The sequence below is a fragment of the Rhizobium sp. NFR07 genome, assembly GCF_900111905.1.
In the GTDB taxonomy this organism is placed as follows: Bacteria; Pseudomonadota; Alphaproteobacteria; order Rhizobiales; family Rhizobiaceae; genus Neorhizobium.
This window is the reverse complement of the sequence record NZ_FOKM01000016.1, coordinates 40138-59527: the sequence shown is the minus strand read 5'-3', so window position 1 is coordinate 59527 and position 19390 is coordinate 40138. Positions and strand designations below refer to the sequence as shown.

Annotated in this window: 25 protein-coding genes; 11 read left to right on the top strand and 14 right to left on the bottom strand. The window is 62.1% G+C overall.

The genetic code is table 11. The features are described 5' to 3' along the window. Positions 1 to 89: 89 nt before the first annotated feature. Positions 90 to 902 carry an ATP-binding cassette domain-containing protein gene (locus BM216_RS26765; protein WP_093002352.1) on the top strand — a complete coding sequence of 271 codons (813 nt, stop codon included), beginning with the start codon at positions 90 to 92 and terminating at the stop codon, positions 900 to 902. A 158-nt stretch (positions 903 to 1060) separates the two neighbouring features. On the opposite strand, the gene BM216_RS26760 is transcribed toward BM216_RS26765, so the two are convergent. The 4 genes from BM216_RS26760 to BM216_RS26745 form a co-directional block, all read right to left on the bottom strand. Next, positions 1061 to 1789: a hypothetical protein gene (locus tag BM216_RS26760; RefSeq protein WP_143102871.1), complete on the bottom strand. Its 729-nt coding sequence runs from the start codon at positions 1787 to 1789 to the stop codon at positions 1061 to 1063. Positions 1790 to 1881: 92 nt separating this feature from the next. Beyond that, positions 1882 to 2139: a hypothetical protein gene (locus tag BM216_RS26755; RefSeq protein WP_093002348.1), complete on the bottom strand. Its 258-nt coding sequence runs from the start codon at positions 2137 to 2139 to the stop codon at positions 1882 to 1884. Positions 2140 to 2241: 102 nt separating this feature from the next. Beyond that, positions 2242 to 2691, bottom strand: coding sequence for a TIGR02301 family protein (locus tag BM216_RS26750; RefSeq protein ID WP_093002346.1), 450 nt, complete (start codon positions 2689 to 2691; stop codon positions 2242 to 2244). Positions 2692 to 2767: 76 nt separating this feature from the next. After that, the gene (locus BM216_RS26745; RefSeq protein ID WP_093002344.1) at positions 2768 to 3181 is read right to left on the bottom strand and encodes an NUDIX hydrolase; all 414 of its coding nucleotides are present in this window, start codon (positions 3179 to 3181) and stop codon (positions 2768 to 2770) included. A 116-nt stretch (positions 3182 to 3297) separates the two neighbouring features. Here BM216_RS26745 and BM216_RS26740 point away from each other — a divergent pair, with 116 nt between their 5' ends. Genes BM216_RS26740 through BM216_RS26720 form a run of 5 tightly spaced genes read left to right on the top strand, consistent with a single transcriptional unit; the run spans position 3298 to position 5684 of the window. Continuing rightward, positions 3298 to 3558, top strand: coding sequence for a type II toxin-antitoxin system ParD family antitoxin (locus BM216_RS26740; protein WP_093002342.1), 261 nt, complete (start codon positions 3298 to 3300; stop codon positions 3556 to 3558). Beyond that, entirely contained in the window at positions 3542 to 3856 is a 315-nt protein-coding gene (locus BM216_RS26735; protein ID WP_093002340.1) for a type II toxin-antitoxin system RelE/ParE family toxin, read from the top strand. Before BM216_RS26740 ends, BM216_RS26735 begins: the two co-directional genes overlap by 17 nt. 8 nt (positions 3857 to 3864) lie before the next feature. Further along, positions 3865 to 4191: a YnfA family protein gene (locus BM216_RS26730; RefSeq protein WP_093002338.1), complete on the top strand. Its 327-nt coding sequence runs from the start codon at positions 3865 to 3867 to the stop codon at positions 4189 to 4191. A gap of 55 nt (positions 4192 to 4246) precedes the next feature. Further along, on the top strand, positions 4247 to 5011 hold the full coding sequence (locus tag BM216_RS26725) for an SOS response-associated peptidase (protein ID WP_093002336.1): 765 nt from the start codon (positions 4247 to 4249) through the stop codon (positions 5009 to 5011). Between the two features lie 49 nt (positions 5012 to 5060). Next, positions 5061 to 5684, top strand: a complete 624-nt coding sequence (locus BM216_RS26720; RefSeq protein WP_093002334.1) for a LysE/ArgO family amino acid transporter — start codon at positions 5061 to 5063, stop codon at positions 5682 to 5684. A gap of 6 nt (positions 5685 to 5690) precedes the next feature. Here BM216_RS26720 and BM216_RS34210 read toward each other — a convergent pair whose 3' ends face one another. The 3 genes from BM216_RS34210 to BM216_RS26710 form a co-directional block, all read right to left on the bottom strand. Continuing rightward, on the bottom strand, positions 5691 to 5828 hold the full coding sequence (locus BM216_RS34210) for a hypothetical protein (protein ID WP_177230927.1): 138 nt from the start codon (positions 5826 to 5828) through the stop codon (positions 5691 to 5693). A 195-nt stretch (positions 5829 to 6023) separates the two neighbouring features. Then, entirely contained in the window at positions 6024 to 6866 is an 843-nt protein-coding gene (locus BM216_RS26715; RefSeq protein WP_093002332.1) for a CDP-alcohol phosphatidyltransferase family protein, read from the bottom strand. Between the two features lie 27 nt (positions 6867 to 6893). Further along, positions 6894 to 7592: a phosphatidylserine decarboxylase gene (locus tag BM216_RS26710; RefSeq protein WP_093002487.1), complete on the bottom strand. Its 699-nt coding sequence runs from the start codon at positions 7590 to 7592 to the stop codon at positions 6894 to 6896. Between the two features lie 260 nt (positions 7593 to 7852). Between BM216_RS26710 and BM216_RS26705 the strand changes: the two genes are divergently transcribed. Together BM216_RS26705 and BM216_RS35105 are read left to right on the top strand one after the other, a co-directional pair. Next, positions 7853 to 9403 carry a methyltransferase regulatory domain-containing protein gene (locus tag BM216_RS26705; protein ID WP_093002330.1) on the top strand — a complete coding sequence of 517 codons (1551 nt, stop codon included), beginning with the start codon at positions 7853 to 7855 and terminating at the stop codon, positions 9401 to 9403. 278 nt (positions 9404 to 9681) lie between these two features. After that, positions 9682 to 9807 (top strand): hypothetical protein, encoded by a 126-nt coding sequence (locus BM216_RS35105; RefSeq protein ID WP_280141711.1) that lies wholly within the window; start codon positions 9682 to 9684, stop codon positions 9805 to 9807. A gap of 72 nt (positions 9808 to 9879) precedes the next feature. Here the strand turns inward: BM216_RS35105 and BM216_RS26700 are convergent, their stop codons facing one another. After that, positions 9880 to 10503: a histidine phosphatase family protein gene (locus tag BM216_RS26700; RefSeq protein ID WP_093002328.1), complete on the bottom strand. Its 624-nt coding sequence runs from the start codon at positions 10501 to 10503 to the stop codon at positions 9880 to 9882. A 178-nt stretch (positions 10504 to 10681) separates the two neighbouring features. Here BM216_RS26700 and BM216_RS26695 point away from each other — a divergent pair, with 178 nt between their 5' ends. Continuing rightward, on the top strand, positions 10682 to 10984 hold the full coding sequence (locus tag BM216_RS26695; RefSeq protein WP_093002326.1) for a hypothetical protein: 303 nt from the start codon (positions 10682 to 10684) through the stop codon (positions 10982 to 10984). 13 nt (positions 10985 to 10997) lie between these two features. Here the strand turns inward: BM216_RS26695 and BM216_RS34205 are convergent, their stop codons facing one another. The 3 genes from BM216_RS34205 to BM216_RS26685 form a co-directional block, all read right to left on the bottom strand. Further along, entirely contained in the window at positions 10998 to 11135 is a 138-nt protein-coding gene (locus BM216_RS34205) for a hypothetical protein (protein ID WP_177230926.1), read from the bottom strand. 35 nt (positions 11136 to 11170) lie between these two features. Next, positions 11171 to 13075: an ABCB family ABC transporter ATP-binding protein/permease gene (locus BM216_RS26690; RefSeq protein WP_093002324.1), complete on the bottom strand. Its 1905-nt coding sequence runs from the start codon at positions 13073 to 13075 to the stop codon at positions 11171 to 11173. 208 nt (positions 13076 to 13283) lie between these two features. Next, positions 13284 to 14000: a hypothetical protein gene (locus BM216_RS26685; protein WP_093002322.1), complete on the bottom strand. Its 717-nt coding sequence runs from the start codon at positions 13998 to 14000 to the stop codon at positions 13284 to 13286. 296 nt (positions 14001 to 14296) lie between these two features. Between BM216_RS26685 and BM216_RS26680 the strand changes: the two genes are divergently transcribed. Beyond that, the gene (locus tag BM216_RS26680; RefSeq protein ID WP_093002320.1) at positions 14297 to 15004 is read left to right on the top strand and encodes a YrbL family protein; all 708 of its coding nucleotides are present in this window, start codon (positions 14297 to 14299) and stop codon (positions 15002 to 15004) included. A 417-nt stretch (positions 15005 to 15421) separates the two neighbouring features. On the opposite strand, the gene BM216_RS26675 is transcribed toward BM216_RS26680, so the two are convergent. Next, complete coding sequence (locus BM216_RS26675; protein WP_093002485.1) at positions 15422 to 17239, bottom strand: LysM peptidoglycan-binding domain-containing protein; 1818 nt, start codon at positions 17237 to 17239, stop codon at positions 15422 to 15424. 158 nt (positions 17240 to 17397) lie between these two features. On the opposite strand from BM216_RS26675, the gene BM216_RS26670 reads away from it, so the two are divergent. Beyond that, positions 17398 to 18015, top strand: coding sequence for an LOG family protein (locus BM216_RS26670; protein ID WP_093002318.1), 618 nt, complete (start codon positions 17398 to 17400; stop codon positions 18013 to 18015). 10 nt (positions 18016 to 18025) lie between these two features. Here BM216_RS26670 and BM216_RS26665 read toward each other — a convergent pair whose 3' ends face one another. Together BM216_RS26665 and rarD are read right to left on the bottom strand one after the other, a co-directional pair. Then, entirely contained in the window at positions 18026 to 18355 is a 330-nt protein-coding gene (locus BM216_RS26665) for a DHCW motif cupin fold protein (RefSeq protein WP_093002316.1), read from the bottom strand. 11 nt (positions 18356 to 18366) lie between these two features. Next, positions 18367 to 19293, bottom strand: coding sequence for an EamA family transporter RarD (gene rarD / locus BM216_RS26660; protein ID WP_093002314.1), 927 nt, complete (start codon positions 19291 to 19293; stop codon positions 18367 to 18369). Between the last annotated feature and the right edge of the window lie 97 nt (positions 19294 to 19390).

Below are 19390 nucleotides of genomic sequence, written 5' to 3'. Positions count from 1 at the left end.
AGGGCGCTGTGGTTGACCGCCTGCGATAAATTGGCCAAACATGAGCCGCGTTCTCCATATTCGAATTAAAGCCTCTTCGGAAAGTCAAAATGCACGTTGATGCCCAGCAAAAGTCGGCGGATGTTGCCGTGCCGCTTCTGTCCCTCTCGGACCTTACCTTTGCTGTCGAGGGCCGCACGCTGCTTCATCCGCTGACGCTCGAGCTTCAACCCGGCCGCTCGATCGCCCTGATCGGCCATAACGGCTCGGGAAAATCGACGCTTCTGAAGCTGATCGGCCGTCAGCAGCCGGCGACCGGCGGAAAGATCGTGTTCGAGGGCAAGGCGCTCGACAAGTGGGGCAATCGCGATTTCGCCCGCAGGCTCGCCTACCTGCCGCAGCGCACGCCGTCCGCCCCCGGCATGCTGGTCAAGGAACTGGTTGCGCTCGGCCGCTATCCCTGGCACGGCGCGCTCGGCCGCTTCGGCGATACTGACAAGAGGAAGGTCGAGGAAGCGATCGAACTGACAGGTATCGGCGATTTTGCCGAACGCATGGTTGACAACCTTTCCGGCGGCGAGCGCCAGCGGGTCTGGCTCGCCATGCTGGTGGCGCAGGATGCGACCTGCCTCCTGCTCGACGAGCCGATCTCGGCGCTCGACATCGGCCATCAGCTGGAAGTCCTGTCGCTGACCCATGATCTGTGCCGCGAAAAGGGCATCAGCATCATCACCGTGCTGCACGACATCAACATGGCGGCGCGCTTCTGCGACGAGATCGTCGCGCTCCGCGGCGGCCGCCTGATCGCCCACGGCACACCGGCCGAAATCATGACGACGGAAGAGCTGGCGCGAATCTACGATGTCCAGATGGACGTGCTGCAGCAGCCCTCGAGCGGCCGCATGATCGCGATGGCGCAGTAGGAAAGGGTGCGGTCGTCAGGTTCTGGCGCCGCCCACGCCGTCATCCTAGGGCTTGTCCCGAGGATCAAGTCACGTCGAAGCCTTTGCGGCGTCGCAGATGCTCGGGACAGGCCCGAGCATGACGAAAGATCAGGCGCGAGATGCTGTAAAAGTGGGGCTCAATCCCCGCCGGCCACGAATTTCCATTGGCCATCCGGCGCAATGCCGATGCGGTAGAAATTGTAGTTGCCGGTCTCTTCCATTCCCATCAGGTCGCCGGCGGTGACGATGCGCAGCAATTCGACGCGTTCGGGCGGCGTGAGCGAGGAAAGCTGCTTGCCGACGAAATAGGGCCAGACATAGGTCTCGTCGGGCGTACCGGCATCGATGCGGGCAACGCCGGTGGACAAGACATCCAGCATGATGGCGAGGATTTCCTGGCCGTCCGGGTCGCCGGAAAAATTCTTCAGCGTATCGATTGGGTCGTCGCTCTCATTGCTCATGATCTGCGGCGGCTTCGGCGTGCCCTCGATCAACGGGCGCAGGCGCTCGATATCACCGGAAGCGGCGGCCTCGACGAGGCGCTCGCGCATTTGGCGGACCGGTTCGGGCAGGGTCGAGAGGTCGCGGATGATTTCTGCTGCAGGTGCGTCGGTTCCATCCGATGCCGGTTCCGCGGACTGGGGCGTCGGCTCGCTGGGAGTCGCGGGCTTTTCCTCGGCGGCCTCGCCTTCAGTCGGCGCACCTGACGTCGTGGAGCCTTCGAAGGCTTGGCGCAAGGGAGCCTCGGCTGGCGCCGCGGCATCATCGATCTGCGGACGCAGGGCATTGTCGGAAAGCGCGAGCTTATCGGACGTCAGACCCCGAAGCGCGGCATCCTGGGATGCCAGGGCCTCAGACGAAAGCATCTGCGGCACAAGGCAAAGCAACGCTGCCGAAGCCAGCGCCCGAGAAAGAGAGAATTTCGGTCGAAACACGTTCCTCATGGGAGGCCCGGATATTACTGAACGATGCGCTCTGGGGAGAACTCGCCCGCCAGCATGCGATCGCGAAGTGCTTCAAGCATGGCTTCTGCACCCTGCTCGCCATGGATGCGAATCGTCTCGCGCATGGCGAAGGCGATCGCGGCGTCCGCGATGATTTCCGGTTCGATGCCGTCCGCGCGGCCGTCGGCCCAGGCGTCATTCTGGTATTCCAGGGCAACCTGCATCTTTTCGTGGACGATCATGTCATCGATGTCGTTGCGGCCTGTCTGCATACTCACTGTCCTCGGTGCGTGTTTGATTACTGCGCCGTTAATGACTCTAACAGCCTTTTACCAAAACGACACGGCCTCCCGGCGAAAGAGGTAAATAATCCTCTAATTTCCGAAGCGTGCGGCAATTTCGGTGGCAAGTGTTGCGCCTTCGGCACGGTATCGCTCTTCCGCCGTACGCGCAGACGCGCTGCATGTGGTATGGAGGGATGCAAAGGAGCGATAGCCGCGATTGTAGGATGCGGTCAATCGCTCGCGCCGGGCCGGTTCATTGCTCGCATCAGAATCAAGCAGTTGCCGCATCGATGTCCGCCAGTCCTCCTGCGGTGCGCCGCAGAGTGTCCGCAAGTAACTGATAGAACCGAGTATTTCGGCGAGCCGCAGAAGCTGCGCGTCGTAGGGAGCAGGTTTGCTCGCATCCGTTGCCGGAGCCGGACTTGCCGGAACCGACGTCGTTGCGCCCGCAGCAGGCGCCGGCTGCTTCGACTGCTGTGCGGCCAGCGGCGAACTCAGCGCAAGAAGCAGGGGCAGGACAAGGCAGGCGACGGATTTCAAGCGGCAGTCCTTAGGCAGTTAAAGTTAACGATCGGCCTTTGGCTCGGCGATAGGGTTATGCACGTCGGATACGATTTTACCCGGTGCACCGCTCCTTCTCCAGCCTTTCGGCACATTCGAGCACGCTGGCCGGCACCGGCAATGCGCGAATCTCCTCCACCGTATACCAGCCCGGATCAGCCGCGTCGTCAGCCGCGATGGCTTCCGTCTGGATATCCGCTTCTACTTTGAAGACTGACAGGAAGAAATGCCGGGTATCATCCTTGTCGCCTTTCAGGTCGTAGGTGGCAAAGAGCACAGGATTGCGTGCTCTGATCCCGGTTTCCTCGTGAAATTCGCGCAATGCGGTCTCCGCCGGCGTCTCGCCCGGCTCCGCCCGTCCGCCGGGAAAGGCAAAGAGGTCCGCCGACGGCGGTTTCATCCGCCGGATCAGCAGAAAGCGGCCATCGCGTTCGAGGATGGCGGAGGAGGCGGCCTGGGGAGAGGACATGGCGGGCTGATCCGTCTTTCGGCTGCTTGCTGCACGATGGTCAGGTCATAAAGGATTTCACTGATATTGTAAAAGTATTGTAAATTACCGTATTCTTCTTGCGAAGGAGCTTCCCCATGGCCCGCGCAAAAACCTTTTCCCTCGGTGATACCTATGACGGCATTCTGGCCGATCTTGTAAAAAACGGCCGCTTCGGAACGGAAACGGAAGCGGTTCGTGCCGGCATCCGCATGCTGGCCGACTATGAGATGCGCGTACAGTCACTCCGACAGGCGATGCACGCCGCCGATGACGAGATCGAGGCGGGGCAGGGGATCGAATATCCGAATGCCGATGCTCTTCTCGCGGACGTGATAGGCGATGGCGACGAGCGTTAGCCGGGCCAAGCGGCTTATCGTTTCACCTCTCGTGCGGGCTGGCCTGCGCGGCATCCGGCGGTTTATCGCGGAGAGCAGCCCGTATTATGCTCAGGAATTCCTGGCCGATCTGACGGCAAAAATCGCCTGGATTGCCGAAGCCGACTTCACTGGCGCGCCCCGGGATCATGTTTCTCCGGGTCTCAGGGCGTTTCCCTATCGCCGACGATGCACCTATCACCGTACCTATCCCGACCGGATCGTGATCTTGCGCGTGATGCATATGGCGCAGGACGTCAAACGCCAGGACTTCGAGTAAAGAACGCCATGAAAACCTATCTCCTCTACGCCTTCGCCGCCCTTGCCGAGATTGCCGGCTGCTTCGCCTTCTGGGCCTGGCTGAAACTCGACAGATCGGTCTGGTGGCTGGCTCCGGGAATGGTGTCGCTGGCGCTGTTTGCCTGGCTTCTGGCACTGGTGCCAGCCGAAGCGGCGGGTCGCGCCTACGCTGCCTATGGCGCGATCTATATCGTCGCATCCATCCTCTGGCTCTGGGCAGTGGAAGCACGGTCGCCGGATCGCTGGGATGTCACCGGCGCGCTTGTCTGCCTGGTCGGCGGTGCTATCATCATCTTTGCACCCCGCAGCGCCTGATTTCAGGCGTGCGCTCTTCTTGACCGCCTTCAAGCCCGGTGCCATCTAGAATTCCATGTGTGGACGTTATGCCCTGACCCAGAAACCGGCTGATGTGCTTGGCGCTCTCGATGTCGTCGATTTCGAGGCGGATTTTCCGGCGCGGTTCAATATCGCGCCGACGCAGCCCATTCTCGTCGTCACGCAGGCGGATCGCCTGCCGGGCTCCAACCTGCCGGAGCGCAAGGCGCAACTGGCCCGATGGGGGATGATCCCCGGCTGGGTCAAGGACATGAAGGATTTTCCGCTGCTCATCAATGCGCGTTCCGAGACGGCGATCGACAAGGCGTCCTTCCGGGCCGCGATGCGCCATCGCCGTGCCCTCATACCGGCTTCGGGCTTCTACGAGTGGAAGCGGCCGGCCAAGGAAAGCGGCGTAAAATCCCAGGCCTACTGGATCCGCCCGAAGAACGGCGGCGTCATCGCCTTTGCCGGGTTGATGGAAACCTGGTCGTCGGCGGAAGGATCCGAGGTCGATACGGCGGCGATCATGACGACCAAGGCCAACCGCGCCATTCGCGGCATCCACGACCGCATGCCGGTCGTGATCAGGCCGGAGCATTTCGAGCGCTGGCTGGAATGCAAGACGCAGGAACCGCGCCAGGTTGCCGATCTTCTTTCGCCGGTGGAAGACGATTTCTTTGAGGCGATCCCGGTATCGGATCTGGTCAACAAGGTTTCCAATATGGGGCCGGATGTACAAAAGCCGGTCGCTGTCGCGGTGCCCGAGGAAAAACCGCCGAAACAGGGCGAGGACCCGTCCCAGATGTCGCTCTTCTGATCCGAGCGTCCCTTCCACTTTTCTTTCATTCCCTTCCCGGATATCTCCCATGAATTTCCTGTCAGCCGGTCTGTCCGGCTTTGCCCTCGGCGGCTCGCTGATCATCGCGATCGGTGCGCAGAATGCCTTCATCCTGCGCCAGGGGCTGATCCGCTCCCACGTCTTCATCCTCTGCCTGATCTGCGCCGCTTCGGACGCCCTGCTGATCGCGGCCGGCGTCGGCGGTCTCGGCACGATCGTGTCGCAGTCGCCGGTTCTGATCTCGTTGGTGACGCTGGGTGGCGCGCTGTTCCTGGCAACCTATTCCGCGATGGCTTTTCGGCGGGCGGCAAAGCCGGCGGCGATGGTGGCCGGCGCGCCTGAGAGCATGGGGCTGAAGGGGGCGGTCATGACCTGCCTTGCCTTCACCTTCCTCAATCCGCATGTCTATCTGGATACGGTCGTGCTGCTCGGCAGCCTGTCGGCCGCCTATGACGGCGGGGATCGGACCGCCTATGGCCTTGGCGCGGCGATCGCGTCCTTCGTCTGGTTCTTCGGCCTCGGATATGGAGCCCGGTTCCTGGCGCCGCTCTTTGCCAGACCCGCCGCATGGCGGGTGCTGGATTGCCTGATCGGCATCGTCATGGGGCTGCTTGCGCTGGGGCTGCTGGTCAGTTTCCTGCGCGGGGCCTGAGGCTTCTTAGCGCGCCGGCGTAAGCTTCGGCTTGCGCTTCAGCATCATCGCCGCAGCTGCGACGGCTTTCAGGCCGAGCGGGCGGTAATGCGCGCTCATGTCCGGCTTAGCATCAGGTTCTGGCTTCTTGGTCTCTTTGCTCACGTCTGTTCCCTCTCGAATCTTTTGTCCCGCGTTTGAGCGGGCCGGCGCATCTCGCCGGCAATCGGGGCGGAATAATGGCTTTCTGCACCCGTTGCGATCGAAGAAGATTAGGCGTGGCAACTTGCCGCAAGCTGGGGCTGCAGTGCAGCAAAATCAGTGCGATGCAGCAAAGGCTTCATGTGAGCAGAATGTGGCTTAGAGGGTCTGGCCGTCGTCCGCGATGGTGATCGTGCCGTAGCGCCGTTTCCACGCCCGCGCGCTGAACGGCAGGACGCAGAGATAGGCAACGACGGTGATCGACAGCACTTCCCAGGTGTAGCTCATCAAAAGCGCGACATAGAGCACGACGCCGAGCAGGATCGGGAACATCAGGTCGCGGCGCACGCCAGTCGCCTTACCCGACCAGACGGGCAGGCGGCTGACCAGAAGATAGCCGATCAGGAGCGTGTAGGCGACGCTGGCGTAGACGAAGAATTTCGTCTGTTCGACGCCGAGGAAACCGAGATAGACCGGCAGCAGAACCAGCATGGCGCCCATCGGCGCCGGCACGCCGACGAAGAATTCCGACTGCCACGGCGCCTTGATGCCGCGGTCTTCCATCACGTTGAAGCGCGCGAGCCTCAGGCCGGCGGCGATTGCATAAAGCAGGGCGGCGATCCAGCCGAGCGAGCGGGCGCCGTCGAGCAGGAAGGCATAGGAGACCAGGGCAGGCGCGACGCCGAAGTTGATGATGTCGGCAAGCGAATCCATCTGCACACCGAATTTTGACGTTGCCTTGAGGAGGCGCGCCACCCGGCCGTCGATCCCATCGAGGAAAGCGGCGAGCAGCACCATCGCCACGGCGAGCTCGTAACGACCCTCGAAGGCCAGCCGGATGCCGGTGAGACCCGCGCAGATCGCCAGCACCGTGATCAGGTTCGGTACCATCAGCCTCAGGGGAATTTCCCTCAGGCGCGGGCCGCGTGCCTCGTCGGTTGAACGGTTCTGCTCGTTGGCCGGCGTCGGCGATGCTGCGGGCGTCTCCCCGGGCGTTTCCATGCGCGGTCTCCTCCTGCGTCCTGTCTGTTAGATACGGCGGCCGAGGGTCGGGCCCTTGGCGGAGGCGAATTCCGCCAGCACGGTTTCGCCGCCGATCGCACGCTGGCCGATCGAGACGCGCGGCTGGCCGCCTTCCGGTACGAAGACATCGAGGCGCGAGCCGAAACGGATCAGGCCGAAGCGCTCGCCGGCATTGACGGGCTCGCCGGGCTTGACCCAGCAGACGATGCGGCGGGCGACCAGACCGGCGATCTGCACAACGCCGACCTTGCCGTGGCGGCTGTCGATGACAAGGCCGTTGCGCTCGTTGTCGGAGCTCGCCTTGTCGAGTTCGGCATTGACGAACTGGCCGGCGCGATACTCGATCACCGAGACTTCGCCGCGCACAGGAGCGCGGTTGATGTGGCAATCGAAGACGTTCATGAACACCGAGATGCGCAGCATGGGCTCGATGCCGAGGCCGAGTTCCGGCGGCGGCACGACCAGGGCGACGTGGGAGATGCGGCCGTCGGCGGGACTGACGATGAGGTCGTCGTCCTGCGGCACCATGCGCTCGGGGTCACGGAAGAAATAGGCGCACCACAGCGTTAGCACGAGGCCGATCCAGAACAGCGGCTCGGCGAAATAGCCCAGTATCAGCGATACGACGAAGAAGATCGCGACGAAGACATAGCCTTCCTTGTGGATCGGCACGAGCGTGTTGCGGATGGTGTCGAAAAGGTTGATCAAGCGAGTGTCTCCTGAATGTCAGTCGGCACTGACTATAGAAAAACCCAATTATCGGCAAATGGTTGCTCATGCAGATGCCGGAAATGTCAGGCCCGGGGAGCATTGGCCGCGGCGTTATCCCCGATAAACACGGCGAAGTGACCTCGAAACTTCAGAGTTTGAACGCGAATCGAGGCGATCATGGCTAAGGCTTGGCGCGGGAGCGCTACTAACCCGGCGCAGCGCAAGCTCTGCTCCAGAATTGACGAGATCATATTTTGAAACATTGGACATCCGGCTATGTTGACGGCCTTGATTACACCCATGGTTTTTACCGCGGTCTCACGCCCGCAATCATGGCGCTCGCAGCGCTTTCGCGCGGGCGCAGGTTCGCCCCGTCGCTCGGCAACCTGACCTATTGTGAACTCGGCTGCGGCCAGGGTTTTTCCGCCAACCTGCTTGCCGCGGCCAATCCCGGCATCGAAATCCACGCCAACGATTTCAATCCGGCGCATGTGGTCGGTGCCCAGGCGCTGGCGCAGGAAGCGGGCCTGAAGAACGTTCATTTCTATGAACATTCATTTGCAGACTTCGCAGACGAACCGGCACTTCCGGCCGAAGGTTTCGACATCATCGCGCTGCACGGCATTTACAGCTGGATCTCCGCCGAAGCGCGCGGTGATGTCGTCGATTTCATCAGCCGCAAGCTCAAGCCGGGCGGTATCGTCTATATCAGCTTCAACACCCTGCCGGGCTGGGCGCCCGCCATGCCGCTGCGGCGCATTCTCGTCGACCAGGCAGCCAGGACCAGCGGGCCCATCGCGCCGCGCATCGACGAGGCGCTGAAATTCGCCGAGAGCCTGATGAAAGCCAATGCCGGTTATTTCCTGCAGAACCCGAACATGGCGCCGCGCCTGACCAAGATGTTGCCGATGTCGCGCAACTACCTTGCCCATGAATATTTCAATCGCGACTGGACGCCTTTCTATTTCGAGGATGTGGCGAACGAACTCTCCGCGGTGAAGCTCACGCACGTCGGATCGGTCAATCTGCTCGACCATATCGATGACGTATCGCTGACCGATGCGCAGGCTGCCTTGGTGAATGCGGAAACCGATCCGCTGCGCCGGGAAGTCTTGAGGGACTTCGTCGTCAACGAGCAGTTCCGCACCGACATCTTCGTCAAGGGCGCGTTGCCGCATTCGTTCCGCAGCGCCGCCGGTGTCTGGCTCAACACGCGCTTTGCGCTCTCGCTCCAGCGCAACGACGTCTCCATGACGGTCAAGGGCCGGCGCGGCGCCACGGAACTCTACGAGCATATCTACGAGCCTATCCTCGATGCTTTCGCCGTCGGACCGATGACCGTCCGGCAGCTGCTTGGCGTGCCGGAAGTCGGTGCTGCCGTAAGCTGGGAGCAGCTGACCCGGGCGCTCACCGTTCTCGTCGGCACCAATTGCCTCGAGCCGTGTCTGCCGGAAGAGGGAGAGGAGGAGCGGCTCCTTGCCTGCCAGGCATTCAACCGCACGGTCTGCCGGCGCGCCGAGGAAAGCGATGACCTGCAGTTTCTAGCATCGCCCGTCACCGGCGGCGGGATTGGGTTCGACCGGTTCGAACAGCTTTTCCTGCTCGCGATCAGCGAAGGGCAGACGGATCCGGCACAATGGCCGGCCTTTGCCTGGTCCATTCTGGCGCCGCAGGGCTACAGGTTGTTGAAGGATGGCAGGACGATCGATGACGTGGAGGACAATGTCGCCGAACTGGCGGTCCGTGCCGAACGTTTCAAGTCGTCGAAACTTGCCGTCTGCGCCAGTCTGAAGATCGGCTTGTAACAATCGACCGTCTTTGCCGACCATGAAAAGGGCGTGCCGTCGGCACGCCCTTTTCCGTCGGTGCGCAACCGGTGGCTACACGCTGTCTTGGCGGCAACACCGGGAGCATTTATCCCCATTGCCGGGGTCAAGACTTGCAGTATGTGTCATATCCTTGTTACATAGGGGTGGCACCGGACCCGTGATCGAAATCAAGGTCTGGTAGCCCAAAGAAAAGTATAAGTGGGACGAACAGCACCTGGGTGGCCCTTGATGAGCCATGAAAGCGGATAGTGCATATGGATGTGACTTGGTGCCTCGTGGCGATGGTGGACATAGCAATTGTCATTGCAGCCGTCGCCTATACAGTCTGGAGCCAGCGGCGTTACCGCGAACGGCGCCCCTATACGTCTTCCCGCAGATAGTCAGCCGGTAACTTTTGGCACTGCGTCCTCGTCGACGGTTGTCGCGGCGAGCGAATATTCCCGACACGTCTGTCAGGGAGCCAGATGTGACGCATCGGCGAGTGTCGCCACCGCCCGGTTGCGGAAGAAGTCGTCCTGGCGCAGGTGTGTGATACTGCCGCTCGCCGCCGGAAAGGCTATGAAGCCGCAGGCTTCGATCGGCACCTTCATCCATGCCGAGACGACGATGCTCAATGTAAAGCCGTGGGTGACGATGACCTGTGTGGCGCAGGGTCTGGCGATGATTTCCGTGACACATGGATAGACACGCTTCGCCACATCCCGACGGGATTCCGCGCCTTCAATTCCACCGTCGTGATCAAGCCGGTTGTCATCCGGGGCAGGCGTATAGCGCGCATCGAGCCAGGCCTGCGGCTTGCCGCCGGCGATCCCGTAGCTGATTTCGCGCAGAGCGGATGTCTCCTCTACCGCTTTCCCGAAACGCCTGCCGATCGCTTGCGCAGTCTGTGCGGCCCGCTTGAGGTCGGATGAGAAGATCTCGACATCGTCATGGCCGATCAGTTCCGCGAGACGTCCGGCGATTGCTTCGGCATCCTCCCGGCCGCGCGGCGTCAGATCCGTGTCGTACCAGCCGCCCACCTTGTTCTCCAGGTGATGGACGGACTGGGCGTGCGTGACGACGAAAAGATCCTTCATCCGCTGTCTCTTTCTTTGTTCGCGTAGCGCGATGTCTCGGTCGTTTTATTGTCGGTCCGGGCGACTGTTTGTTGCCGCACTTCTTGCGAAATACCTTGAGCGTGCCCACTTTTAGCCCTGATTTTGCAATCCGGCTGTTGCACGTTGCTGCTAGAGCTAATCGTCAAGGAGCACCAACATGTACAGCGACCTCTCTTTCGACGAAATGATTTCAGACCCGCTCATCGCGCAGTTGCGCAAGGCGGATGGCGTGTCCACGCCTGATTTCACCCGCATCCTTCTATCCGCGCACGAATCCTATCGTGCAGCCAAGGTCAGAAAGATGCACAAGTCGCATGCCGATCAGTTCTATCGCGCCATTGGCGCCGGCGAGCTGATGGTCCCGCGTGAGAAGAACAGGGACGCCGACGAGACGGCGGACCTCGTCGCCCGATGCGCCCAGTGGAAAGCCACGATGGCGGAATGCTGCCGCGGCGCCTGAGCGCGCCTTCTGATCAGACCTTGGCCGGATCGACCAGTCCGAGCCAGGTCGACAGCGCCAAAAGCGGCGAACCCCAGAAAATCAGCACAAGCATGTAGGCGAGCGCGACGCCGCCGAGAACCAGCATTCGCTTGTTGATCTGCCTTTTCACCAAAGGTCTCCTCCGGTCCTGTTTTTCGTGCTTGTTCATTCGGCCGCAGGCTGACCGCGAGTGACGACGCCAAGGTCGTCGCTCTCGCGTACCTGCCGCAGGTGTTCTTCCGCCTGGGTGGCCTCCCGCTGGCGGTTCCACATCGAGGCATAAAGTCCATTCTGTTCCAGCAGCCCGGCATGGGTGCCGCGCTCGGCGATCTCGCCGGCGCGCAGCACGATGATCTCGTCGGCGCCGATGACCGTCGAAAGCCGGTGGGCAATGACCAGTGTCGTGCGGTTTCTGGAGACCTGATCCAGCGCCGATTGGATCTCGTGCTCGGTCGTCGTGTCGAGTGCCGACGTCGCCTCGTCGAGGATCAGGATCGGCGGGGCCTTGAGGATCGTGCGGGCGATCGCCACACGCTGCTTCTCGCCGCCGGAAAGCTTCAGCCCGCGCTCGCCGACCATCGTTTCATAGCCGTCCGGCAATTGCTTGATGAACCTGTCGATCTGGGCGATCTCGGCCGCTGCCTGAACCTCGGGCTCGGATGCGCCCGGCCGTCCGTAGCGGATGTTGTAGGCGACCGTGTCGTTGAAAAGCACCGTATCCTGCGGCACCATGCCGATCGCCGCGCGCAGCGACTTCTGCGTCACGTCGCGCACGTCCTGGCCGTCGATTGTGATCGAGCCGCCCTGTATGTCGTAGAAGCGGTAGAGCAGGCGGGAAATGGTCGACTTGCCGGCACCCGAGGGACCGACGATCGCGACCGTCTTGCCGGCCGGCACCTCGAAGGAAATCCCCTTCAGGATAGGCCGGGCAGCATCATAGGAGAACCGCACGTCGTTGAAAGCGATCGAGCCTTTCTGCGTGGCCCCGGGATTGAGCGCGAGCGCCTTGGCATCCGGCCGGTCGACGACTTCCGCCTCCACTTCCAGGAGATCGAACATCTGCTCGATATCGGTCAGTCCCTGACGGATTTCGCGGTAGACGAAGCCGATGAAATTGAGCGGTACCGACAGCTGCATCAGGAGCGCGTTGACGAAGACGAAGTCGCCGATCGTCTGTTCGCCACGCTGCACGGCAAGCGCCGACATGATCATGATCACCGCCTGGCCGAGGCCGAAGATCACGCCCTGGCCGAAGTTCAGCCAGCCGAGCGAGGTCCAGACCTGGGTTGCTGCCTTCTCGTATTTTGCCATGGAGACGTCGAAGCGCTTGGCCTCCATCTCCTCATTGCCGAAATACTTGACCGTTTCGAAGTTCAGAAGCGAGTCGATCGCCTTGGTGTTGGCGTCGGTATCGCTGTCGTTCATCGTCCGGCGGATCGCGATGCGCCAGTCGCTGGCCTTGATGGTGAACCAGATATAGGCGGCGACGGTGATGGCGGTGACCGCGAGATACCAGAAGCCGTAGGCCGCCCAGAAGATGATCGCCGTCAACACGAACTCGATCAGCGTCGGGATCGAGTTGAGGATGGTGAAGCGGACAATCGTCTCGATGCCCTTGGTGCCGCGTTCGATGATGCGCGACAGCCCGCCGGTCTTGCGCTCCAGGTGGAAGCGCAGCGATAGCTGGTGCATGTGGACGAAGGTCTTGTGGGCGAGTTGGCGCACGGCATATTGGCCGACGGAGGCAAACAGCGCGTCACGCAGCTGGTTGAGGCCGACCTGCAGGATGCGGGTGAAATTATAGGCGATGACCAGCACGACGGCGCCGAGCAGGAAGGCGGGCAGCAAGCCCGCCATGTCCAGCTTGCCGTTCAGCGCATCCGTCGCCCATTTGAAGAAATAGGGAACCGAGAGCAGCACAAGCTTGGCAAGAAGCAGGAAGAAGGTGGCCCACAGCACGCGCGCCTTCAGGTCCGCGCGGCCCGTCGGCCACATATAGGGCCACAGGTTCACAAGGGTGGCTAACGGATTGCCGTCATCCGCCGATACGATCTTCTTCTTGTCTGCCATGAATGAGCTCCGGGCGCACGGGGGCTTGCGCCCCCGGGACATAGGCGGCTGCGGCCGGTGATGCAATGCGTCGGTCGCGATGTTTGCCCGCAACATCGCCATTTCTTCCGGGAATGGACGTGTCTGCCCCGAGCGTGCCCGGGACAGGGTGGTCGTGTGGCTGCCGGCTCGGCCGCCGTTGTGGCCGGACCTCGCAATCGGAAAGTCGTCAGGACTGGATCGACACGTCCGGAGCAGCCTTCGGCGCTGTCCAGGAGAGATAATAATAGGTGTCGCCGATCATACCGAAATAGGAGCTGGCGCCGCTCACCTTGTCGATATGGCTCGTATCGTCGTTGCGGATGTACTTGCCGTAGGGATCCCGCTTCAGATGGTCTCTGAGATAGGTGCTCCAATCGGACGTCTCGACCGGTGTGATATCGGTATCATCGACGGCGCTCGTATCGCTGACCGAGACCTTCACATCAGTGGAAGTCGTCTTGTTGGAGCCGGTGCTCTTTTCGGAGAGGTCGCGCCCGGTTATCTGCTCGCCCGCGACGACGTCCGTCACCGTCAGCGTGCCGGCCTCGAGCGCTGCCTGCATGGCCTCCGCCATCGCCTTGGTATCGGGACTTGCCGCCAGCGCATCGATCTTCTGCTGCAGCACCGTCATGAAGGCGTCGGAGGATATGTCCTCGACCGAGCCGGAGGGTTCTTCGGCGGCGTCGCTACCGCCGGTCATTGCCTGCTGTTGCAGCCTCGTGATCAGCGAAGACAGGGCGGTGTCGTCCTCTTCATCACGCCCTCCGCTCGAATAAAGCATGCCGGCGAGCGAGCCGAGCGGTGAACTGGCGGCGCCTTGCTCCTTGTCATTCGATGCTTCGTTGAACGCCTTGAGCGCTGCCTGCTGCGTCCAGATGCGGACGGAATTGATGCTGGAAACCATTTTTTCCTCGCCTGCCTATGGCCGAGTTTGGGGAAATCGAGTCTGTGCCAATGGCGAGACGGTTGCAGGTAGGGCGTGCGCGAAACTTGCGGTTATTCCAGACGCTTTCCCTCCATTGGGCGGAGCGGGCATGACTGCTGCGAGCCATCCCGGCTGAAGTTGCTGATAAGCCTTGCATATCGGCTTTTGTGGCGCCTCTGCCACGGCCATGCTGTTTCCGTTGTCATCAGGTCGTCATGAGATCTTCACAATCGGCGCAGTTCAGCTAATTTGGTCTGCTTAGGAGAACCTGCTTCATGCAGCACTACATCGATTTGTCCAAATGGACGAAGTGCGCCGAAGGCGCCCAGCGCGAAATCTATCAGAGCCCGGATGATCCCGATGTGCTGGTGAAGGTTATCAAAGCGCGCGGTCGCGGAGAGCGTGGCGCGCGAAAGAGTTCGCGCAGGCTGCAATGGCTGCGGCGTTTCCGGCGCTTCGGTGCCTACATGACCTTTCGCCGTGAAATCGACGAATATCTCGAGCAGGCGCGCAAGGTAAACAGCGACGAGATATTTGATCTGCCTATTCCCCGTATCCTCGGGCTGACCCATACATCTAACGGTCTCGGCTTGCTGGTGGAGCGTATCGCCAATCGCGACGGCACTCTTTCGCCGACCTTAAGCCAGCTGATCTTTTCCGGCCGTCTAACGGCCAATCACATGCAGCTGGTCGACCAGTTCTTCGATCGCTGCCGCGACAGCCATATCGTCCTGATGGATATAAATCCCGGTAATTTCGTCATCACCGACAGATCCGGCTGCGAGGAGATTTTCTGCATCGACGGTACGGGCGAGAAGCAGTTCTTCAAGATCTACGCGTCGAGCCGGTTTCTCAACAATGTCAGATTGAAGTTCGCGCGCGAGAAGCTGCTGAAAAAGATCGCGCGCCATGTCCGGGTCGCGCAGGAGCGGCAACGGGCCGAGCAGAATGCACAGCCGGCGGCATATCCCGCTCCTAATTGAAGCATTTCCGAGGGCATGCGCCTCTGTCGCCCCGGGCTTTGGCCCGGTGCGGCAAAAATGGGAAGAGGCAGGCGGTGGTATGTTTGGGGTGGTATTTCAGGCTTTCCGCCTGCCCCGGCCGCTTTTTCCGGTTCTTCGAGACGTGTCAGTTCCCCTCGAACCGCAGTGGCAGCCATCATCGGAAACCGTGTCCCTGAAATCAGGAAGCGAGCCGGGTCAGGGCGACCGGTTCGCGACCCGGTTTTCCCATCCGATGACCGGACGATTATGAGAGGGCACCAGCAGACGGGGACGAACCGCCGCCATGGAAAATGACAAGTCGTTGTTCTGTCTCGGCTGAGCCTGCGAAAAACCCCAGGTTTCATCCCCGCCGACGGGGCGGGGACGGGAAGTGTGGGATCTGGATGCGATCGGGCCTTAGCCCTTGCGGTGCATCACCCGTTCGCGATGCAGCTCTTCCGAGTCCGGGCGGTAGTCGTTCGGCACGCCGAAGATCTGGCCGGGCTGGATGATATCCGGATTGGTGATCTGTGCCTCGTTTGCGAGGTAGATCGTCGTATAGCGGACACCCTGGCCATAGGCGCGGCGCGCAATCTGCCACAGCGTGTCGCCGCGGCGGATGATCACGGAATTGCGCTCGCTCTGCGTCAGCGGAGCCTGTTCGATCATGCGGGCGCCGCCCGTGGAAGCGTCGGCCAGCGGCTGCTCGCCGTTGAATTGTCTGGCGAGCGCCGGTCCGACGGCCTCGCTGATCATCCGGGTCAGGTCGTCGAGGGCAGCACCGACGGCCGCGACATCCCGCGGCAGCGCATCGAGCGCCTGGCGCGCGGCGCCGGCGCTGCGGGCAGCGGCGCCGACCACATCGGTTGCGCTCACTGCGGCGCCCGCCGGAAGGCGGTATTCGGACAGGGACTGCAACGCGATGCCCGTCGCCGAGCGGGCCGCAGCCATCGATTCCAGGTTCGGCACCTTGCCGTCGGCATAGAGGCCTCTGAGCAGCGAAAACGCCTTGGCCAGTTCATTGCGCAGGTTGTCGAAGGCGCCGCCATCTGCAGCAGTGGCCGGGCTTGCCGGCGACGGCGAGGCGACGGCCGCGACCTGCTCGCCGGCCGGGCGGTTGAACGGAACTTCGACGCGGACCAGAACCTGTCCACCCGCGCCGAGCGCTTCGACGGCGATGCGATGGTCGCCGACCGTGAGGTTCGCGCTGCCTTCGATGACAAAATGGCCGTCCTGTCCGGCCTGCGTCTGGCCGACGACCGAGCCGTCGGCCGATCCGCGAACCCGGATGCCGGACTTGGCGACGCCGGCGATGAAGATCTTGGAGCGTTCGATTTCGACAGCCGAAATCTGCAATTCGCTGGCGACCGTCGGGCGGGCAGGGGCGACTGCTGCGGGGGCGGCCGTTGCCGGTGCGGACGCCACGTCCTGCTGCGATGCGTCGGCTGTCGCGGCCGGAGCCGGTGTCGCGGCATTTGCCGCCGGGGCGGCGGTCTCTACGCCAGCCTGTGCGCCGGCAGCCGGTGCCGTGGTCGGTGGTTCGGTGGAGGCTGCCTGGCCGGGCACTTCGGGAACCGCGATCAACCGGCTTGCCTTGCCGGGCTTGGTGACCATGGCGAGCAACTTGCCGCTCTTGTCGGCCGGAACGGAAACGGTTGCGGTTTCCTCCGACGTCGTTACCTTGCCGTCCTTGGCCGTGGCCTTGAGAACGAGTTGGTGGTCGCCGGGCGGCAAGGGATTGTCGAGAACGGCGGCGAAGTCGCCGCTCGGGCCGACATCGACCTTGGCGACAACGGAAGCGCCATTGGTGATTTCGAGCGTCGAGTTGGGTGTCGCATGGCCGGCGATGACCGCCGAGCCGTCGGGTTCGACGCGCAGCACGTCGAAGGTCGGGATGTCGGCGGCAGCTGTACCCGCGGGAGTGGAAGCACCGCTGGCCGGGGCGGCATTGCCCGATACGGCCGGGGCCTGGGATGCCGATGGGTTGGCTGGGGCCGGCGAAGTGGTTGCCGGAGCATTGGCCTGCGGCTCGGCATTGGCAGTCTCCGACGGTTTTTCGGGTGCGGGCGGAGCTTGGCCTTCGGTTACTGCTTCCTTAACGGCATCCCCCGCAGCGTTGATCGCTTCACTGATAGGCTTGCCGTCGTGATTGATCCTGGGCATGACGACGAAAATCATCAGCAGGGACGCAATGGCAAGTACAATCAGGGCGAGCCAGCCGGCACGGTTCTTCATCATCGAATGCCTCTTGACGCGGATCTTCCGCTACTTTCCCGATTAGCGTGTTCCTCAAGTCTTAACAAGCTTTTCACACCATAAAGCCTTGCTCTTGCGGGCTTTTCCCGTCAATTTTGCTTTTGGCGGCGCCTGCGTCGCGCATATCGAAATGCCCAATGGAGAAAACTGTGCCAATACGATCCATCTGCGTGTACTGCGGCTCCCAGCCCGGACGAGACCCGGCCTATATCTCCGCCGGCCGCTCTCTCGGAAAATCCATCGCGGCGCATGGCATCCGGCTCATCTATGGCGGCGGCACCAAGGGCATCATGGGCGCTGTTGCCGCTGGCGTACTGTCGAATGGCGGTGAGGTGACGGGCATCATTCCGGAATTCCTCGTCGACATGGAAGCGACGCGCCATTCGCTCGGCCAGCTCAACGAACTGATTGTCACAAAGGACATGCACGAGCGCAAGCACAAGATGTTCGAGCGTTCGGATGCCTTCGTGACGCTTCCCGGCGGCATTGGCACGCTGGAGGAGATTGTCGAGATCATGACCTGGGGCCAGCTCGGTCGCCACGAGAAGCCGATGGTCTTCGCTAATATCGACGGCTTCTGGGATCCGATGCTGTCGCTGGTCACCCATATGCGCGAACAGGGCTTCATCCACCGCGCCCATCTGGTCCAGCCGCTCGTCATCTCCGAGGTCAACGAGATCGTCCCGGCAATCCTCGAACGCGACGAGGCGAAAGCCTCTTCCGATGGCGAAGAGGCCGTTATTTCAAAGCTGTGAGAAGCTTGGGTCAGTCGACAATGAAGAGCTTCGCGCCAATCTCGGTAGAGGATCGGTGCGGCTCGGCCTTGTCGGCCACCTGATAGCTCATGCCGGGCTTCAGGGTGAAGACGCGGCCGTCGGCAAGCTCGGTATGCAGCTCGCCTTCGAGGCAGAAGAGGATATGCCCCTTCTCGCACCAGTGGTCGGCGAGATAGCCCGGGGAATGGTCGACGACACGCACGCGGATGCCGCCGAAATGGCGGGTCCGCCAGGTGGAGTGGCCGGTCTCGCCCTTGTGCTCCGTCGGCTCTACCTCCGACCAGTCGGTGGTGCCGAAGGGGATGTCGCTCATCTGCAAGGTGATTCTCCTTATTTTCCGCGCAGCTGCCTTAGCATCGCGACGGTATAGAGCGCGAGTGCCGCCCAGATCAGCACGAAACTGCCGAGCTTGATCATGCTCAGCGGTTCGTGGAAGGCGAAGACCGCGATCAGGAAGATCATCGTCGGCGCGATGTACTGCATGATGCCGATGGTGGAGAGCTTCAGCAGCTTGGCACCGTTGGCATAGATCATCAGCGGTCCGGCGGTGACGATGCCGGCAAGCGCCAGCATCGCGGTATCGAAGCTGTTGCCGACGAAGAAGTGGCTTTGCCCGCTCACCTGCAGATAGATGACATAGGGCAGCATCGGAATGCTGATCAGCAGCACTTCGAGGAAGAAGCCCTGGTTCGGCCCGATCGGCAGCGTCTTGCGGAACAGCGCGTAGCAGCCCCAGGTGAAGGTGAGCGCCAGCGAGACCCATGGCAGGCCGCCGGCACCCGAGGTGAGCACCACCACGCCGACGAATGCCAGTCCGATCGCTGCAATCTGCAGCGGCGCCAGCTTCTCCTTCAGGATGACGGCAGCAAGGAAGATGCTGAACAGCGGATTGATGAAATAGCCGAGTGCCGCATCGAGCGCGTGGCCGGAGGCGACCGCCCAGACATAGATGCCCCAGTTTGCGGTGATGAAGGCGGCGGTCACGCAGGCCATGCCGAGCATGCGCGGATTGCGAAGCGCCGCACCGATATCCTGCGTCCGGCGCAGAAGGATCAGCACGATGCCGGCGACCGGGACCGACCAGATGGCGCGATGGGCAAGCACTTCCATTGCCGGCAGATGCGCCACGGCCTTCAGGTAGAAGGGCAGGAAACCCCAGAGAAAATAGGCGGTGAGGCCGAAGGCGAACCCGCGCGGCGTGTCCTCGTTCTGGGCGGCCGGGGTGGGTGCGACGGGCTGAGCGGTGTCGGTGGCCATGGCAAGGGTCCTGAAGTGCTTCCGGCAGTCTGTTGTGATTTTGCTGCCGCAATACAGGATTAGCCGCCCGGCCACCAATTCATTTACGTGAACCTTA

What these genes read in the sequence shown, in the direction of transcription:
- BM216_RS26695 (WP_093002326.1), top strand. Translation starts at nt 10,682, where the DNA reads ATGTACAGCGACCTCTCTTTCGACGAAATGATTTCAGACCCGCTCATC.
- BM216_RS26715 (WP_093002332.1), bottom strand. Translation starts at nt 6,866, where the DNA reads ATGGAAACGCCCGGGGAGACGCCCGCAGCATCGCCGACGCCGGCCAAC.
- BM216_RS26735 (WP_093002340.1), top strand. Translation starts at nt 3,542, where the DNA reads ATGGCGACGAGCGTTAGCCGGGCCAAGCGGCTTATCGTTTCACCTCTC.
- BM216_RS35105 (WP_280141711.1), top strand. Translation starts at nt 9,682, where the DNA reads ATGGATGTGACTTGGTGCCTCGTGGCGATGGTGGACATAGCAATTGTC.
- BM216_RS26730 (WP_093002338.1), top strand. Translation starts at nt 3,865, where the DNA reads ATGAAAACCTATCTCCTCTACGCCTTCGCCGCCCTTGCCGAGATTGCC.
- BM216_RS26755 (WP_093002348.1), bottom strand. Translation starts at nt 2,139, where the DNA reads ATGCAGACAGGCCGCAACGACATCGATGACATGATCGTCCACGAAAAG.
- BM216_RS26745 (WP_093002344.1), bottom strand. Translation starts at nt 3,181, where the DNA reads ATGTCCTCTCCCCAGGCCGCCTCCTCCGCCATCCTCGAACGCGATGGC.
- BM216_RS26670 (WP_093002318.1), top strand. Translation starts at nt 17,398, where the DNA reads ATGGAGAAAACTGTGCCAATACGATCCATCTGCGTGTACTGCGGCTCC.
- BM216_RS26740 (WP_093002342.1), top strand. Translation starts at nt 3,298, where the DNA reads ATGGCCCGCGCAAAAACCTTTTCCCTCGGTGATACCTATGACGGCATT.
- BM216_RS26700 (WP_093002328.1), bottom strand. Translation starts at nt 10,503, where the DNA reads ATGAAGGATCTTTTCGTCGTCACGCACGCCCAGTCCGTCCATCACCTG.
- BM216_RS26685 (WP_093002322.1), bottom strand. Translation starts at nt 14,000, where the DNA reads ATGGTTTCCAGCATCAATTCCGTCCGCATCTGGACGCAGCAGGCAGCG.
- BM216_RS26690 (WP_093002324.1), bottom strand. Translation starts at nt 13,075, where the DNA reads ATGGCAGACAAGAAGAAGATCGTATCGGCGGATGACGGCAATCCGTTA.
- BM216_RS26765 (WP_093002352.1), top strand. Translation starts at nt 90, where the DNA reads ATGCACGTTGATGCCCAGCAAAAGTCGGCGGATGTTGCCGTGCCGCTT.
- BM216_RS26720 (WP_093002334.1), top strand. Translation starts at nt 5,061, where the DNA reads ATGAATTTCCTGTCAGCCGGTCTGTCCGGCTTTGCCCTCGGCGGCTCG.
- BM216_RS26675 (WP_093002485.1), bottom strand. Translation starts at nt 17,239, where the DNA reads ATGAAGAACCGTGCCGGCTGGCTCGCCCTGATTGTACTTGCCATTGCG.
- BM216_RS26725 (WP_093002336.1), top strand. Translation starts at nt 4,247, where the DNA reads ATGTGTGGACGTTATGCCCTGACCCAGAAACCGGCTGATGTGCTTGGC.
- rarD (WP_093002314.1), bottom strand. Translation starts at nt 19,293, where the DNA reads ATGGCCACCGACACCGCTCAGCCCGTCGCACCCACCCCGGCCGCCCAG.
- BM216_RS26680 (WP_093002320.1), top strand. Translation starts at nt 14,297, where the DNA reads ATGCAGCACTACATCGATTTGTCCAAATGGACGAAGTGCGCCGAAGGC.
- BM216_RS26760 (WP_143102871.1), bottom strand. Translation starts at nt 1,789, where the DNA reads ATGCTTTCGTCTGAGGCCCTGGCATCCCAGGATGCCGCGCTTCGGGGT.